The 15,399-nt window shown below is 62.6% G+C and carries 14 protein-coding genes; 4 read left to right on the top strand and 10 right to left on the bottom strand.

Annotation, left to right across the window (positions count from 1 at the left end; translation table 11 throughout):
- Positions 1–17: 17 nt before the first annotated feature.
- The 3 genes from SB822_RS23190 to SB822_RS23200 are packed head-to-tail and all read right to left on the bottom strand — an operon-like array spanning position 18 to position 3,879.
- Entirely contained in the window at positions 18–1,088 is a 1,071-nt protein-coding gene (locus SB822_RS23190; protein WP_086915734.1) for a serine hydrolase domain-containing protein, read from the bottom strand.
- 45 nt (positions 1,089–1,133) lie between these two features.
- On the bottom strand, positions 1,134–2,447 hold the full coding sequence (locus tag SB822_RS23195; protein ID WP_103153680.1) for an MFS transporter: 1,314 nt from the start codon (positions 2,445–2,447) through the stop codon (positions 1,134–1,136).
- Between the two features lie 10 nt (positions 2,448–2,457).
- Complete coding sequence (locus tag SB822_RS23200) at positions 2,458–3,879, bottom strand: M20 family metallopeptidase (protein ID WP_090837897.1); 1,422 nt, start codon at positions 3,877–3,879, stop codon at positions 2,458–2,460.
- A gap of 134 nt (positions 3,880–4,013) precedes the next feature.
- Between SB822_RS23200 and SB822_RS23205 the strand changes: the two genes are divergently transcribed.
- Positions 4,014–4,919 carry a LysR family transcriptional regulator gene (locus SB822_RS23205; protein WP_079485358.1) on the top strand — a complete coding sequence of 302 codons (906 nt, stop codon included), beginning with the start codon at positions 4,014–4,016 and terminating at the stop codon, positions 4,917–4,919.
- 9 nt (positions 4,920–4,928) lie between these two features.
- Here SB822_RS23205 and SB822_RS23210 read toward each other — a convergent pair whose 3' ends face one another.
- Entirely contained in the window at positions 4,929–6,305 is a 1,377-nt protein-coding gene (locus SB822_RS23210) for a gluconate:H+ symporter (RefSeq protein WP_007583719.1), read from the bottom strand.
- A 559-nt stretch (positions 6,306–6,864) separates the two neighbouring features.
- Here SB822_RS23210 and SB822_RS23215 point away from each other — a divergent pair.
- Together SB822_RS23215 and SB822_RS23220 are read left to right on the top strand one after the other, a co-directional pair.
- The gene (locus SB822_RS23215; RefSeq protein ID WP_007583720.1) at positions 6,865–8,004 is read left to right on the top strand and encodes a porin; all 1,140 of its coding nucleotides are present in this window, start codon (positions 6,865–6,867) and stop codon (positions 8,002–8,004) included.
- Between the two features lie 209 nt (positions 8,005–8,213).
- Positions 8,214–8,669 carry a lipoprotein gene (locus SB822_RS23220; protein WP_090837843.1) on the top strand — a complete coding sequence of 152 codons (456 nt, stop codon included), beginning with the start codon at positions 8,214–8,216 and terminating at the stop codon, positions 8,667–8,669.
- Between the two features lie 88 nt (positions 8,670–8,757).
- Here SB822_RS23220 and SB822_RS23225 read toward each other — a convergent pair whose 3' ends face one another.
- The 3 genes from SB822_RS23225 to SB822_RS23235 all read right to left on the bottom strand — a co-directional run bounded on the left by SB822_RS23225 (position 8,758) and on the right by SB822_RS23235 (position 11,350).
- The gene (locus SB822_RS23225) at positions 8,758–9,405 is read right to left on the bottom strand and encodes a response regulator transcription factor (RefSeq protein WP_086909834.1); all 648 of its coding nucleotides are present in this window, start codon (positions 9,403–9,405) and stop codon (positions 8,758–8,760) included.
- Positions 9,406–9,466: 61 nt separating this feature from the next.
- A complete protein-coding gene (locus tag SB822_RS23230) occupies positions 9,467–9,757 on the bottom strand; it encodes a DUF3303 domain-containing protein (RefSeq protein WP_086915738.1) in 291 nt (96 codons plus the stop codon).
- A gap of 186 nt (positions 9,758–9,943) precedes the next feature.
- The gene (locus SB822_RS23235; RefSeq protein WP_090837841.1) at positions 9,944–11,350 is read right to left on the bottom strand and encodes a sugar porter family MFS transporter; all 1,407 of its coding nucleotides are present in this window, start codon (positions 11,348–11,350) and stop codon (positions 9,944–9,946) included.
- Between the two features lie 287 nt (positions 11,351–11,637).
- Here SB822_RS23235 and SB822_RS23240 point away from each other — a divergent pair, with 287 nt between their 5' ends.
- Positions 11,638–11,841: a DUF3563 family protein gene (locus SB822_RS23240; RefSeq protein WP_007742663.1), complete on the top strand. Its 204-nt coding sequence runs from the start codon at positions 11,638–11,640 to the stop codon at positions 11,839–11,841.
- Between the two features lie 272 nt (positions 11,842–12,113).
- On the opposite strand, the gene SB822_RS23245 is transcribed toward SB822_RS23240, so the two are convergent.
- From SB822_RS23245 to SB822_RS23255, 3 genes are all read right to left on the bottom strand, one after another.
- Positions 12,114–13,367 carry a multidrug effflux MFS transporter gene (locus SB822_RS23245; RefSeq protein ID WP_090837839.1) on the bottom strand — a complete coding sequence of 418 codons (1,254 nt, stop codon included), beginning with the start codon at positions 13,365–13,367 and terminating at the stop codon, positions 12,114–12,116.
- 139 nt (positions 13,368–13,506) lie between these two features.
- On the bottom strand, positions 13,507–14,511 hold the full coding sequence (locus tag SB822_RS23250; RefSeq protein ID WP_090837837.1) for an aldo/keto reductase: 1,005 nt from the start codon (positions 14,509–14,511) through the stop codon (positions 13,507–13,509).
- Positions 14,426–15,289, bottom strand: coding sequence for a glucose 1-dehydrogenase (locus tag SB822_RS23255; RefSeq protein ID WP_244144668.1), 864 nt, complete (start codon positions 15,287–15,289; stop codon positions 14,426–14,428). The genes SB822_RS23250 and SB822_RS23255 overlap by 86 nt, the downstream gene beginning before the upstream one ends.
- Positions 15,290–15,399 lie beyond the last annotated feature (110 nt).

A 15,399-nucleotide genomic window follows, 5' to 3' on the forward strand; every position in this document is an offset into this window, starting at 1 on the left:
TACGATGGGCGTAGCGGTTATCGCGTGCACACCGTATCGATTGCTTCGAGCATCTTGCCGAAGAACGCATCCGCGAACTTCGAATCGAGCCAGCGCACGATCAACGCGATCCGCCGCTCCGGCTCGATCCACATGAACGAGCTGCCCGCACCGACGCCGAAGTAGCTCGTTTCCGGCACGCCCGGAAACACGCGGCGACCCGTGTTGAGCCACACCAGATAGCCGTAGTACGGCGCGAGCGCGCAGGGCGTTTGCATCCGCGAAATCCATTCCGTCGACAGCACGCGGCGTCCGTTGGCGACGCCGCCGTCGAGCAGCATCTGCGCGACTTTCAGCTGATCGCTCGCGCTCACCGACATGCCGCCGCCCCAGTGCGAACCACCCGGCACCGACTGCACGCGCGTGCCGTTGATGTCGATCCACGCGTCGTCATAGCCGACCCATTGCCAGTTCCCGCTCGCACCGACGGGCCGCATGATGGTCTCGCGAAACACCTCGGGCAAGGGCTTGCCGAACAGATGCAGCAGCGCGAGCGACAACTGGTTGATACGCACGTCGTTGTATTCCCAGTACGTGCCGGGCTGCTGCAACGGGCGCAGATCGCCCTTCTTGCCATTGGGCGGATCGCCGAAGGTCACGGCGCGATAGTGATCGGCCTGATCGGTCAGGCTGAAGCACTTGCCTTGCCATTCGCTCGTCTGTTGCAACAGCTGCGTCCAGGTGATGGACGCGTTGTGCGAGTCGTCGAAGCCGATACCGGGCACACGCACGAGTACCGCCTCGTCGGGATCGGGCAGCAGGCCGCGATCGTGCGCGACGCCCGCCAGCAGCGCGAGATAGGTCTTCGCGATGCTGAACGTCAGGTCGGCGCGATCCGGCTCGCCCCATGTCGCGAGCAGCCGGCCATCGACGGCCACGGCACCCGACACCGGCCCGCGGTCATGAATCGGCCCGAGCAGCCGGTTCCACGGCGGCGGATCGTTCACATGCACGCCGAACTTGCCGTCGGCGTTGCGATCCCACTGCGATTCGTGGTCGATCGAAAACTGGATAGCCTCGCGGAGTTCCTGCGGCAAATCGTGTTGCATAGGTGCCTGTTCCTTGCTTGTGAATTCGATTCAATGTGATTCGATTCAATGTGCGTTCAGCCGCGCCCGCGCCCAGACCAGGGTCAGCAGGCTCAATACGGCGGCCATCATCAGATAGAGGCCCGGCGCGAGGTTGTTGCCCGTCGCCGCGATCAGCGATGCCACCGCGAGCGGCGTGAAGCCGCCGAAAATCGTCGTGCCGATGTTGTAGCCGAACGCCATGCCCGTGGTGCGCGTGCGGGGCGGAAACAGCTCGGCCATCAGCGCGGGGATTGGCGCGAAGTAGGTGGCCTTCAGCAGCGCGACCCAAGTAACGGCGGCGAGCAGCGTCGGCAGGGACGGGTGGGCGTTCATGAACATGAACGCCGGATAAACCGTCAGGAAAAACAGCGCGCCTGCGCCGAGCATGATGCGCGTGCGGCCCACCTTGTCCGACCAGTGTCCGACGATGGGCGTGAGCACCGTGACGATCAGCCCCGCGATCAGCGTCGCGATGAAGCCGGACGAAGGCGCCAGACCGAGTTGCCGCGCTGCGTAGGTCGGCATGTAGAGAATCATGTAGTTGGCCGTCGTGGTCAGCACCAGTACGCCGATCGACGCCAGCACGCGCGACTTCTGCGTCGCGAGCATTTCGCGCACGGGAGAATGGGCTTTTTCGATGCGCTCGAATTCGGGCGTCTCGTCGATGCGCCGGCGGATGTACAGCCCGACAGGCCCGATCAGCATGCCGAACAGGAACGGAATGCGCCAGCCCCAGCCTTCCAGTTGCGGCTGCGTCAACATGCCCGTCAGCACCGCGCCGAACGCCGACGCGAGCAGCGTGCTGGCGCCCTGGCTGGAGAACTGCCAGCTCGACATGAAGCCGCTGCGCTCTGGCGCGTGTTCGATCAGGAACGCCGTTGAGCTGCCGAACTCGCCGCCCGCCGAAAAGCCTTGCAACAGCCGCGACACGAAAATGCCGATGGGCGCGAGTAGTCCGATCGTCGCGTAGGTGGGCATCAGCGCGACCATCCCGGTGCCGACGGTCATCATCGCAATGGACAGCGTCAGCGATGCCTTGCGGCCCTTGCGGTCGCTGTACGAGCCGAGCACGAGCGCGCCGACGGGCCGCGCGAGGTACGACAGCGCGAAGGTGCCGAGCGTCAGCAGCAGGGAGATCGTCGCGTTGTGCGCCGGAAAGAACAGCTTCGACAGCGTGGTCGCGAAGTAGCCGTAGGCGATCAGGTCGTAGAACTCGAGCGCATTGCCGATCGATGTCGCGATGATCAGGCGCGAGACGCTCTTGCCCGAAATCGGCTGCGTAACCGCTTCATGCGACGAATGACCCGGATGATGCGCGGTGACGGAATCCATGTTCATTGCGACTTCCTTATGCAAGGGTTGTCGAAGCATGCGGTGCGGGATTGGTTGCGGTGGTGTCCTGCGCGCCGAGATCCCAGAAGAGTCCAGCCATGATGCGGAGTCCGTCGCGCACGACGGGACCAAGCAGATGCTCGTTCGGCGCGTGCTGCGAGCAGCCGGGATACGAGTGCGGCACCCATAGCGTCGGCATGCCGAGCACGTCGGCAAAGACGTCGTTGGGTAGCGTGCCGCCCAGGTTCGGCAGCAGCACGGGTTCGTCGCCCGTTGTCTGACGCAGCGAGCGCAGCGCCCACTGGACCCATGCGTTGTCGGGATCGACGCGCGTCGCGGGCGCGCCGCGCTCAACCTCCAGGTCGACCATGGCGAAGCCGTGTCGGTCCAGATGCTCGCGGACGACGGGTTCCAGCTTCTGCCAGTCCGTGCCGACCACGAAGCGGATCTGCATGAACGCGACGGCCGACGGCGGAATCGCGTTGACGGGCTTCTCCGGGTTCCCCGTGCGAAACGCGAGCACTTCGAGATTGTTCCAGCCGAACACGCGCTCGGTCGGCGTGAGGCCGGGCTCGCCGTAGTCGGTATCGACGGTGGGTTCGCCGGGATTGCCGCCCACGGCGATGCCGGCGAGCGCGCGCCGCACCGAGTCGGGAATGGGCGGCGGGCGCAGCCCTTCGACGAGTATCTTGCCGTTCGCATCGACCATCGACGCAATCGCATTCGCGAGCACCACGCCTGGATTGCGCAGCAGGCCGCCCCAGTTACCCGAATGATGGCCGCCATCGCGCAGCGTCAGTTCGAGCTTGAAATTGACGAGGCCGCGCGAGCCGAGAAAGAGCGTCGGACGATGCGCGGACAGGCGTGGGCCGTCGGAGGCGATCAGCACGTCGGCGGCGAGTTCGTCGCGCAGTTGCGTGCACAGTACGTGCAGACCGGGCGAGCCGACTTCTTCACCCGTTTCGAACAGCAGCTTCAGGTTGAAGCCGAGCTTGCCGCCGCGCGCGTCGAGCACGGCCTTCAACGCGGCGAGATTGATGCTGTGCTGGCCTTTGTTGTCGGCGGTGCCGCGGCCGTACCAGCGCTCGCCGTCGACGGTCACGTCCCACGGCGTGAGGCCGTCGCGCCATTGCGCGTCGTAGCCGCGTACGACGTCGCCGTGGCCGTAGCTGAGCACCGTCGGTAGCGCGTCGTCTTCGTGGCGATGCGCGATCAGGAACGGGCCCGCGCCCTTCGCCGGGTTGTCGACGACGCGGCAGGTGAAGTCCCATTGCGTGAGCAGCGGCGTCAGTTCGTCGTCGAGATAGCCGCGCAGGCGCGCGCCGCTGTCGGTTTCCTGGCTCTCCGTGCGATACGCGACGCGGCGCCGCAGGTCGTCGAGGAATCGGCCGGAATCGTACTGGCTGGCCGCGTTTTGAATGGCGATGTCACGAGTCAACTGAGCACCTATTCCTCGCGCGCGGTGGTATGCGCGCATTCGTGGGGTAGTAGTCGAATCGATCGTGCGGTCGCCGATATTTCTGCACAATTACAATATTTGCCACGAATCGTTGCCGAAACGGCAAAGCGGACATGGACAACACTGCACTGCGTTACTTTCTGGAAGTGGCCCGCAGTGGGTCGCTGAGCAAGGCTTCGGAGCGGCTCTTCGTCGCTGTGTCGGCGTTGAGCCGGCAGATCGGCAAGCTCGAAGAGGAACTGGGCACCCCGTTATTCGAGCGGCGGCCGCGCGGCATGGTGCTGAGCGATGCGGGACGGCTGCTGGCCGACTATGCGCGGCGCAGCCTGCTCGAAACCGAGCGTGTGGTCGGCGAGATTCGCGGGCTGGCCGAGGAGGGCCGCGCGACGATACGCGTCGCCAGTTCCGAAGGCGTCGCGCCGCATTTTCTGCCGCAGGTGTTTGCGCATTTTCTGAAGACATATCCGTCGACGCATTTTCAGCTCGACGTCTCCGCGCCTTCCGTGGCGACGCAGCGAGTGAGGGAGGGGACGACCGATATCGCCGTGTGTTTCAGCCTCGCGCCGGAGAAGGAGATCAACGTCCACTATTCGCAGCGCGCGCCGATTTTCGCGCTGGTGCGGCGCGGTCATCCGCTTGCCGCGCGCGAGTCGGTGTCGTTGAAGGATCTCATGCCGTGGCCGCTTGCCATGGACAACCAGGGCGTGACGATCCGGCAACTGTTCGATATTTCATGCAGCCTCGAAGGGCTGATCTTCGAGCCGGTGTTCGTCAGCAACTATCACGCGGCACTGCAGAGCTTCGTGCGGCACACGGATGCCGTGACGCTGACGGGCTATCTGACGGTGCGCAGCCGGCTCGACGTCGATGGGCTTGCCGCTGTGCCGATTACGAATGCGGAATTGCATCAGCGGACGCTGCAGGTTCAGACGATGGCGGGCCGTACGCTGCCGCATACGATGCAGGCGTTTCTCGAGCTGTTGATGCGGGCGATCGAGGCGCCGGAGGTGGTGGATTGAGCCATCGCGTCAGCTCAACACACCCCACAACACCAGCGTCCCCACCAGCCCAACCACCGACACGATAGTCTGCAAAATCGACCACACGAACACCGTCTGCTTCAGTTGCAGCCCGAAGTATTCGCGGACCATCCAGAAGCCCGCGTCGTTGACGTGGCAGAAGAACACCGAACCCGCACCAATGGCGAGCGCCATCAACGAATTGTGCGTCGCCGACAGCCCCACCACGACGGGCGCCACGATGCCCGCCGTCGTCGTAGTGGCGACCGTGGCCGAGCCCGTCGCCTGACGCAGCGCGACGGCAATCAGCCACGCGAGCAACAGCAGCGGCATGTGCGCGCCGACGGCGATCTTGCCGATCGTCGTGCTGATGCCCGCGGCGACGAGCGTCTGCTTCAGGCCGCCGCCCGCGCCGATGGTCAGCAACAGCGCCGCGATGGGCGGCAGGCTCTTGCGCAAGATGCCGCCAACACGATCGCGCGACATCCCGCGTGACCAGCCGAGCGCAACGATCGCGAAAATCACCGTCAACCCAAGCGCGATGATCGGCTCGCCGAGAAAGTCGAGCGTGTCGAACAGCAGCGTGTCTTTTGCAAGCGCGAGTTTCGCCACCGTGCGCCCGAGCATCAGCACGACAGGCATCAGAATCGTCACCAGCGATATGGCAAAGCCGGGCAGTTCGGTTTGCGTCGACCCTGCGCGAAACAGCTTGCCCATTTCTTCCGGTTCGGCGATCTGCATGCGCTTCGACAGCGCGATGCCATAGAGCGGACCCGCGAGGATCACCGCGGGAATCGCGACGATCAGCCCAAGGCCGAGCGTGATGCCGAGATCGGCATGCAGCGCGCTCACGGCGATCAGCGGACCCGGATGCGGCGGCAATAGCGCATGCAGTGTGGTCATGCCGGCGAGCGCGGGAATCGCGATACGCAGGATCGGCTGCTGCGAGCGGCGTGCCATCACGAAGATGATGGGCACCATCATCACGAGACCGACTTCGAAGAACAGCGGCAAGCCGATGATGATCGCGACGAGCGCCATCAACCAGGGCAGGCGACGCGGCGTCGAGTGTTCGAGGATCGTCGACACGAGCCGGTCGGCCGCGCCCGAATCGGCCATCAGCGCGCCCAGCATCGCACCGAGTGCAATGATGATGCCGACGTCGCCGAGCAGCGCGCCTGCGCCTTTGCTGAAAGAGCTCGCGACGACTTCGAGCGGCAGTTGCGCGGCGAAGCCCGCGGCGAACGTGCCGATCAGGATAGACAGGAACGGCGCTAGCTTGAGCGCGCTGATGAAGACGATGATGAGCGCAAGGCCGAGCGCGCACGAGAGAATGAGGCGTGTGTCGTGGGCGGACCACGGAGTCAGGGCAGCGGTGGGATGCACGGGATGTCTCTTTCTGGTCGAGCGTAGGTGATGTTGTTAGCGGAATCGAAGGTGCGTGCTGGAAGCACGGCGGCTGGCGCAGAGCGACCGATGGTAACAGCGGCTGCTTTCAGATGCCTGCTGGCGGGCAAAGGCGTTAAGTATCGATGAGCGCAATGTCTTGATGCCAGGAAAAAATCAATACGTGGATTTATCAATTATTTATTGACCGATTTAAACTGGATTGAAATGTGGCGATCCAATTGCATTGTCTTACCATTATAAGAATGGGAAAGATAAATATGCAACTCACAGCTTGCGACTTTAACAGTTGATCCCATAAAATCCGCAGGCCTGTATTCCGAGAACAGCTAGAATTGGGCACTTGGGGTGCATCCGCGAGAGGGATGCGCCCCATTTCATATGAAGTACTGCATCATCAAAATTACCAATGCCATTACAGGGAAGATTGAGAAAGCATTTAAAGGGTGGTTTAAACACAACGACAAAGTCGCAAAGCCGATTCAATCAGATATTCTCCGCGCCACGATAGCATTCGTTATCGAAAAATGGAGAAAAGATGAAAAAGCTCGTACTCTCGACCCTCTCGCTCGCATTGTTCGGCACGGCCGGTGCCGCGCACGCTCAAAATTCCGTCACGCTCTACGGCCTGCTCGATACGGGCCTGACGTACTCCAGCAATTCCGGCGGTCATAGCAACATCCAGCAGGCCAGTGGCATCCTGAACGGCAACCGCTGGGGCCTGCGTGGCTCGGAAGATCTCGGCAACGGTCTGAAGGCGATCTTCACTCTGGAAAGCGGCTTCAATCTGTCGACTGGCAACATGGGCCAGAACAGCCGCCTGTTCGGCCGTCAGGCATTCGTTGGCCTCGCGAGCAACCAGTACGGCTCGGTTACGCTCGGCCGCCAGTACGACAATCTCGTCGACAACCTGGGCCCGCTGTCGCTGAACGGCACGCAATACGGCGGCACGCTCGCTTCGCACCCGTACGACAACGACAACCTGAACAACTCGTTCCGCGTCAGCAACTCGGTCAAGTATCAGAGCGTCGATTACGCGGGCTTGAAGGTCGGCGCGATGTATGGCTTCTCGAACGAAGCGGACGGCTTCTCGGACAACCGTGCGTATAGCGTCGGCGCGACGTATACGTTCGGTGGCCTGAAGGTTGCGGCGGCTTACCTGCAACTGAACGGCGCAGGCACGAGCAACTCGAGCGGCGCCGTCAGCAGCGACGCGACCTTCACGGCTTCGCGTCAACGCACGTATGGCGCGGGCGTCAGCTACGCGTTCGGCCCGGCTAACGTCGGCTTCGTGTTCACGCAGACGCAGCTCGCGAATGCGACGTCGATCGGCGCAACGGCGTCGGGCACGTCGAGCGGCTTCACGCTGAACGGCACGGGCGCGCACTTCACCAACTTCGAAGTGAACGGCCGTTACGCGCTCACGCCGGCATTGACGCTGTCGGGTGCGTACACGTACACCGATGCAAGCCTGCAAGGCGTCGATCCGAAGTACCACCAGCTCACGCTGCAAACGGATTACGCACTGTCCAAGCGCACCGATGTGTATGCTGAAGCGGCGTATCAGCACGTCGGCAGCACGGGCAATTCGGGCATTACCGCGCATATCGTCGGCGTGAGCGCTTCGTCGACGGATTCGCAAGTGGTTGGCACCGTCGGCATCCGTCACCGCTTCTAAGGAGCAACGTCCAGGCGAGATTCGCTGCGCGCGATGCACGGGACGCCGTGATATTGCGCGCCGGGTTTCGCCGGCCGATCTGCGAACGCGCGTCCCGTGTAGAGTGGGGCGCGCGTTCTTGCATGTTGGGTGGGCAGCCGAACGGATCTGCGATTGCTCAGGGCACGCAGCTATAATCGCGCTCGACCGTCGCAAAGGAAGCCCCGCTCGTGAAAAAAATCCATGTCGTTGCGCTCGCCGCGCTCGTGCTCGCAGGATGCTCGTCTGCCGAAAAGGAGGCGCGCCAGGCCCAGGAGTACTCGCACAACGAAACCAGCCTTGCCGCTGCGCAGCGCAATGCGGCCGTCAATTGCGACGGCGCGCAGTGCGACACCGCGTGGGTGGCGACGAAGCGCTACGTCGAGCAGCATTCCGATACATCCGTCACGCGCGCGGACGCCGTGGCGATCGAAACCGATGTGCCCTACAGTTCGGGCAAGGTGTCGTTCTCGGCGACGCGCGTCGCGAGACCGGGTGGTGCGACGCTCACGCTGTTTGCGCAGTGTCGCGGGATGTATGGTCCGGACAACGCGAAGGGCTCGGACTATGACGACTGCGCAACCAAGATCCTGAAAACGCAGAATGGGTATGTCGCGTTTATCAGGAAGCAGCTGTCGGGGCAGTAAGTCGCGCTGATCCGGCGGCGCGCGCAGGCAGCTGCGGCATGTCGTCGAGCTCGGCAGGGCAGGTAAGCGGACAGCGCACGCGTCGCACTCACAGTTCTTCGCTGTCGCCGAAAAGTTTGTGGCGCATCGCATAGCGCACCAGCGCCGCGGCGTGCGGCATGCGCATCTTCTCCAGGATACGCGCCTTGTAGGTGCTGACGGTCTTCGTGCTCACGCATAGCTGGGCTGCAATCTCACCGATCGTTTCGCCCGCCGTGATGCGCCGGAATACGTCGAGTTCGCGGTCGCTCAAACACTGATGCGGCAGCGTATCGGGTGGCTCATGAAGATTGAGTGCAAACCGCTCGGCCATCGCGAGACTCATGTATACGCCGCCGTGCGCGATCTTGGTCAATGCGCTCACGAGTTCGCCGCTCGCGCTTTCCTTGGTGAGGTAGCCGGATGCGCCGGCCTTGAACGCGCGGACCGCGTACTGGTGCTCGCCGTGCATCGTCAGCACGAGAATGCGCAGCGTGGGTTCGATGTCCTTGATAACGCGGATCACCTCGATGCCATTGCGGTCCGGCATCGACAGGTCGAGTATCAGGATCTGCGCTTGCGTCGAACGCACCAGCTCGATCGTGCCGGCGGCATTGGCCGCTTCGCCGACAACTTCGAAGCTCGAACAGCTGTTCAGGATCTGGCGAAGGGCTTCGCGTATCAGCGCGTGATCGTCGGCGAGGAGGATGCGGATCATGGTGCGCCTCATCGGATTGCAATGCGATCGGAGTGTTGCACTGCCGCCGGGCCTGGCAATGTCATAGCGGGGCGTCGTCGGGCACGGTTGCGAGCGTTGCCTCCCACTCTTCGCGGGACAGTGCCGGGGTCACGGTAAATCGGACGAGATTGCCATATCTGGCGATCTGCACCGCGATATCGCGCGCGTCATCGGCTTCCACGATTCCGACGCCTTCGGGTTCACCAACCGCATACCATGCGTAAAGTACCTTCAACCCGGCGGGACGTTGCGCCGCGACTTCCTTTCTTCGTTGGTCTGATTCGAACAGTGTCACACCCGGATTTCTGACCCAATGCACGATGAATTTCATGGCGTCGCTCCTGGTCGGTGTCCGCGTCATGTGGCGCGGCGCGCGCGTTGTTTCCTTTACTTTAGTACTTCGCGCGGCGCAGATCGACGGGATGCCAGTTCAGACGCTACCTCACCAGGATCTGACCGCCGGACGATGACCACGCACGCCAATGGTGAGTGCCCGGCGGCCGCTTCGAACCGCTCGTCAGTTCCCCTTGCCCAGATCACGCAGACGCTTGCCGGCCATCAGGTCGTTACCCAGCTTCTCGAGCGAGACACCGCGAGTCTCGGGCACATAAAAGAACACCACGATCGCGAAGATCACGTTGAGGACGGCATACAGCACGAAGGTGTTCGCTTCGCCAACCGTGGACAACAAGCTGAGAAACGTGGCCGCGACGGCCATGTTGGCCACCCAGTTGACCAGGGTTGAGACAGCGATGCCGAAGTCCCGTCCCTGCTGGGGTTGAATCTCCGAGCAGAGAATCCACACGAGAGGACCAGCGGACATGGCGAAGCCTGCGATGAAAAGCAGCAGCGCCGCGACGGCCAGAATCTGTGCCGTGAGACCCGCCACACCGGCATGCAACAGAAACCCGAGAGAGCACATTCCGAATGCCATGACCGCGCATCCCGCATAGAGAATCGGCTTGCGGCCCCAACGATCGACGAAGGCGATCGCGCCAAACGTTGCCACGACGTTGACAAGGCCGACGATGACGGTAGCCCACAATTGCTGCTCATGAGTGCCGAAACCGGCCAGTTCGAAAATGCGCGGCGCGTAGTACATCACGACGTTGATGCCGGTGAGCTGCTGGAAGACCTGCAGCACGATGCCGAGCAGCACGGAACGACGAAAGTTCGGGTTCTTCCGCAGCAGGTTCCATCCCCGCTGGGGTCGCGTGTTGTCCTCGGTGACCTGTTCGAGTTCGGCTTGAACGTCAGCCGGATTGCCGTGGAGGCGCTCAAGGACGGCGCGAGCTTCCGCTGCCCGGTTGCGCTGAAGCAGCCAGCGCGGACTGTCGGGGAGGGCGAGAACGCCGGCCAGGAAGAACGCGGCGGGGATCGCGATAACGCCCAGCATCCAGCGCCAGTCGGCCACGTAAGAAAGCCCGATGTTCGACAGGAAGGCCGCCAGAATCCCGACTGTAATCATCAGTTGATAGGTGGAGATCATGGCCCCGCGCACCTGTCGAGGCGCCACCTCCGAAAGGTATAGCGGCGCCGTGAAGGACGCCATGCCGACCGCAAGGCCCAGCAGCAAGCGCGCTCCGATCAGATCGGTCGGGCTGCCCGCGAACCCCGACCATAGCGAGCCCACGATGAACAGTATTGCCGCCAGCGCAAGCGCGTAGCGGCGGCCGAGGCGCCACGACAGCCAGCCCGCACCCAGCGCGCCGATCGCCGCGCCGACCATCATCGAACTGACGATCCATTCCTGCGAACGGTCGTTCAGAACGAAATGCTTCGCGATAAAGGGCAGGGCGCCTGAAATCACGCCGATGTCGAGACCGAACAGCAGGCCGGCGAGCGCTGCCATGAGGCAGACGAAGAGGCCATAGCGTTTGGATCTCGAATGGGTGGGGGCGATGCTGTCAGCGAGAGTGCTCATTTGATGTGTCTCCAGGGTGCTTCTCATACCAGTCACGGTCACGGTCGGGCGCTTTCGCATCAATCGCCCATCTGTGTCCATGATCGAGTATGAGAATTAGCGCTGGATGAGGGCGCTGAATCCTTTCCGTCCTTCGCAATGCTCATTCGAAGCTAATTCACGGGACTTAATCTGCTTCACATCAGCGGTGCATGTGAAGCGGGTTCACCCACCCCATGTCATGTGCGCTGTGTCGGGTGGTGACGCAATACGGCGAACGCCGCCTTTTACACGACAAGGAGCACATCATGTTTGCACGTCTTTCCCACTTCCTCGGAAAAATGGTTCCCGGCCACGACGTTTCTTCGCACAGCGACTATCTCGCGTCGTCGAGCGATCTGGCTGATCTCGAACGCCGCATGCGGCAGGTCGATGAGGAAGACCACGCGTACCGCATGCCGTTTTGCGGAGCGGTATCTCGCGATCAGAATTCGTTTGGTTCGAAGCATTGAGGGCTGGAAATAGCGCATTTCCGTGCTTGCGGGAATCATTCGGTGCGTGCGGTTGCATGCGCTTGGCCAACTGCGACTGCACGTCGACGATGGCAGCTCATTGAGTCGTTGAAGTATCGCGGCTAATGCGGCTGAGAGGCAGGTCGAATCGTCCTCACGGCCGCGCCTCGTTAGCGAAGTTCGACGCGCGCTCCAGCGATGTGGTGTGGCGTTTGAGCGGGCAGCGTAGGGACGTCATCGCGAATCAATCGCTACGCCCAATCCGCTGCGCGTCAAGCGACGGTATTCGCACATGTTTGCTTCACGTTTTCTCGCGGCACGAGAAGGCGCGTCGCGAGCCAGCAGCCGATGCCCATCAACGCAATGACGTACGCCATCGGGCGGGGCGTGCCGTCCGCGAGGAAACCGATCAACGCCGACCCCGCGATACCGGCGCCATACTGTATCGAGCCGATCAGTGCCGAGACGGCGCCTGCGCGCGCGGGGCAAGCGCCAAGCGCACCCGCGATTGCATTGGCGTTGATGAACCCGTTGGTCGAGACGAAAAGGAAGAGCGGTAGCACGAGGCCGATCAGGCCGCCCCATCCCGATCCCGCATCAAACGCGAGGAGAGCACCCGCGAGCCCGGCTACGATTGCGCCAAAACGCATCAGGCGATCGCTGCCGAAACGTGCGACGAGCCGGGCGTTGATCTGGTTGGTGATCATGATGCCGACGATTCCCGCAGCGAACAGCACGCCGTAGTGCTGCGGTGACACGTGATGGTAGGTGATGTAGGCGAACGGCGTACCCGCAACATAAGCAAAGATGCCGCCGTAAAAAAATCCTGCGCTTACGGAGTATCCGAGCACGCTTCGATTGCGCAACAGGCTGGCATAACCGGCAACTGAGTTCCCGAGTGGGCCGCGAATGCGACGCTCGCCGGGCAAGGTCTCAGGGAGGCAGTAAAGCCCTGCGAGCGTCGCGATACCGACGGCGACGAGTACCCAGAAGATCGCCCGCCATGACGCAACGTGGAGAATCAAGCCGCCGACGCTCGGTCCTATCAACGGCACAACGGCCATGACGGTCATCAGGGTCGACATCATTTGAGCGGCGCGTACACCGCTGTACAGATCGCGCACCATTGCGCGGGAAATGACCACGCTGGCGCACGCGCCGACTGCTTGCAGCACGCGCCAGCCGATGAGGGTGTGTGCGTCCCCCGATATCGCGCAGCCAGCGGAGCCGAAGATAAAAAGAACAAGGCCGATCGCGACGGGTAACCGGCGGCCGTGACGATCGCTGACAGGTCCCCACAACAGCTGGCCCAGGCTGAAGCCAATGAGATAACCCGAGATCGTGAGTTGCAGCGTGCCGGGGTCGGAGTGGAGCGCATCGGCCATGGCCGGCAACGCGGGAAGGTACAGGTCCGTCGAGATCGACGCGAAGGCCATCAGCGTACTGAGGATCAGCAGCGTCCGCACGCGATGATGTTGCGCATCATGCTTCGCGGCAGCGGCGGTCGATTGATGGTCTGTTGGCATGATCGGAGGCGGTGGCGATATCCGGCAATAGTATGTGCTACATGAGAAGCGTGACGTGCCAGTCGCGTCCGTAAGTAAGCGGCGCGATGCTCCGGGCGTAATCGAATACCTCGGCAATCGCTGCTGACGGGCTCCGCACCTAGAGCGCCCGGCGACCTTCGACCGGGTAACCCGGATCGGTGTAGCCCGGCGTCGATGCGTGTCCAGGCGGCACCAGGCTATCGACGAACTTTTCGTCGTCGGGTCCGAGCTGCACTTTCAGCGCCTCGATATAGCTGTCCCAATGCGCTTCGGTACGCGGACCCGCAATCGCTGCACTGACGAGCCGATTCTTGAGCACCCACGCCAGCGCGAACGCGATCGACGTCGTGCCGCGCCCGGCGGCGTGCGCCGCTACCTTTTGCGCAATCGCCAGCGACTCCGGCCGCCATTCCGTCTGCTGGATGCGCTTGTCGCCGCGGCCCGCCCGCGTGTCTGAGTGCGGGGGAGCATCCACCGCATACTTGCCGGTCAGCACACCACGGGCGAGTGGGCTATACGAAACGATGCCCACGCCGTAGTGCGCCGCCGCCGGCAACTGTTCAACCTCGGCAGTACGGTCCACCATGTTGTAAAGCGGTTGGCTCGCAACCGGCCGGTCGATGCCGAGCTGATCCGCGAGCCGCACGATCTCGGCGATGCGCCAGCCACGGAAGTTCGACACGCCGAAGTAGCGCACCTTGCCCTGACGGATCAGATCGCCAATCGCACGCACGCCTTCTTCGAGCGGTGCATCGAGCAACGCGCGGTGAAAGTACAGAACGTCGATGTAGTCGGTGCTCAGGCGCTCGAGGCTCGCCTCGACCGACTGCATGATCCACTTGCGCGACTGTCCCTGTTCGTTCGGACCTTGTGTGGTCGGATAACCGAACTTCGTCGCGACTACCCAGCTATCGCGACGCTCGGCGATCGCACGGCCGACGATTTCTTCCGAGCGGCCGGCGTGATAGACGTCAGCCGTATCGATGAAATTGATGCCCTGATCGAACGCCTTGTCGATGATGCGTTTCGAAGTCGCTTCATCGGTTTCGCCGCCGAACATCATCGCGCCCAGGCACAAGGGCGAAACCTTGAGGGCGCTGCGGCCCAGATATCCGTATTCCATGCCGTGCTCCTTTTGATTTAACGGGCGTGTAGCCGCCATCGACGGCGAGCGCGTGACCGATCACGAAACTCGCGCCTGGGCTGCATAACCAGAGCACTGCCGAGGCGATCTCATCGGACCGTCCGAGCCGGCCGATGGGTTGCTCCTTCATGAGTTCTTTCATCGCTTCGGGCTCGCGCTCAAGCATGTCCGCGACCATCGGTGTTTCGATGATGCCGGGGCACACGGCGTTGATGCGGATGCCTCTCGCTGCGTACTCGAGCGCGGCGCTTTTCGTGAGTCCGATGACGCCATGCTTCGACGCGTGATACACGCCACGGCCCGCAATGCCCACGAGCCCGCCGAGCGACGAGCAGTTGACGATCGCGCCGCTTCCCTGTTCGCGCATCTGCAGCAGTTCGTATTTCATGCAGTTCCAGACGCCGCGCAGGTTCACGCCGTTCACGCGTTCGAACTCGTCGCCGCTGGCGTCGGCCGTTTCGGCGACAGGGCTGTTGATGCCTGCGTTGTTGTACGCCGCATCGAGATGTCCGTAGGTAGCGACAGTCAGATCGACCATCGCTTTGACTTGCGTCTCGTCGGCAACGTTGCATTGCACGGCGAGGGCCTGGTGGCCCGAAGCGACAAGCCGGGCTGCTGCTGCTTTAACCGCGCCTTCGTCGATATCCGCGAGTACGACGGAAGCGCCTTCGGCGGCGAACGCCTGTGCTGCGGCAAGTCCCAATCCTGAACCCGCGCCTGTCACCAGCGCGACCTTGCCTTGAAACATTCCGACCATGTCCGTCTCACCTGAATGCTGACCAGGTGAAATGATAGGAATTGACGGTCTATCGATAAAGACCTTAAAACCGCAAGCTCTTATGCCTCTCATTCATGAATCAAGCGACC

Source organism: Paraburkholderia sp. SIMBA_054 (assembly GCF_046534875.1).
GTDB lineage: Bacteria > Pseudomonadota > Gammaproteobacteria > Burkholderiales > Burkholderiaceae > Paraburkholderia > Paraburkholderia hospita.

What these genes read in the sequence shown, in the direction of transcription:
- SB822_RS23245 (WP_090837839.1), bottom strand. Translation starts at nt 13,367, where the DNA reads ATGCCAACAGACCATCAATCGACCGCCGCTGCCGCGAAGCATGATGCG.
- SB822_RS23225 (WP_086909834.1), bottom strand. Translation starts at nt 9,405, where the DNA reads ATGATCCGCATCCTCCTCGCCGACGATCACGCGCTGATACGCGAAGCC.
- SB822_RS23215 (WP_007583720.1), top strand. Translation starts at nt 6,865, where the DNA reads ATGAAAAAGCTCGTACTCTCGACCCTCTCGCTCGCATTGTTCGGCACG.
- SB822_RS23230 (WP_086915738.1), bottom strand. Translation starts at nt 9,757, where the DNA reads ATGAAATTCATCGTGCATTGGGTCAGAAATCCGGGTGTGACACTGTTC.
- SB822_RS23205 (WP_079485358.1), top strand. Translation starts at nt 4,014, where the DNA reads ATGGACAACACTGCACTGCGTTACTTTCTGGAAGTGGCCCGCAGTGGG.
- SB822_RS23250 (WP_090837837.1), bottom strand. Translation starts at nt 14,511, where the DNA reads ATGGAATACGGATATCTGGGCCGCAGCGCCCTCAAGGTTTCGCCCTTG.
- SB822_RS23235 (WP_090837841.1), bottom strand. Translation starts at nt 11,350, where the DNA reads ATGAGCACTCTCGCTGACAGCATCGCCCCCACCCATTCGAGATCCAAA.
- SB822_RS23190 (WP_086915734.1), bottom strand. Translation starts at nt 1,088, where the DNA reads ATGCAACACGATTTGCCGCAGGAACTCCGCGAGGCTATCCAGTTTTCG.
- SB822_RS23255 (WP_244144668.1), bottom strand. Translation starts at nt 15,289, where the DNA reads ATGGTCGGAATGTTTCAAGGCAAGGTCGCGCTGGTGACAGGCGCGGGT.
- SB822_RS23240 (WP_007742663.1), top strand. Translation starts at nt 11,638, where the DNA reads ATGTTTGCACGTCTTTCCCACTTCCTCGGAAAAATGGTTCCCGGCCAC.
- SB822_RS23195 (WP_103153680.1), bottom strand. Translation starts at nt 2,447, where the DNA reads ATGAACATGGATTCCGTCACCGCGCATCATCCGGGTCATTCGTCGCAT.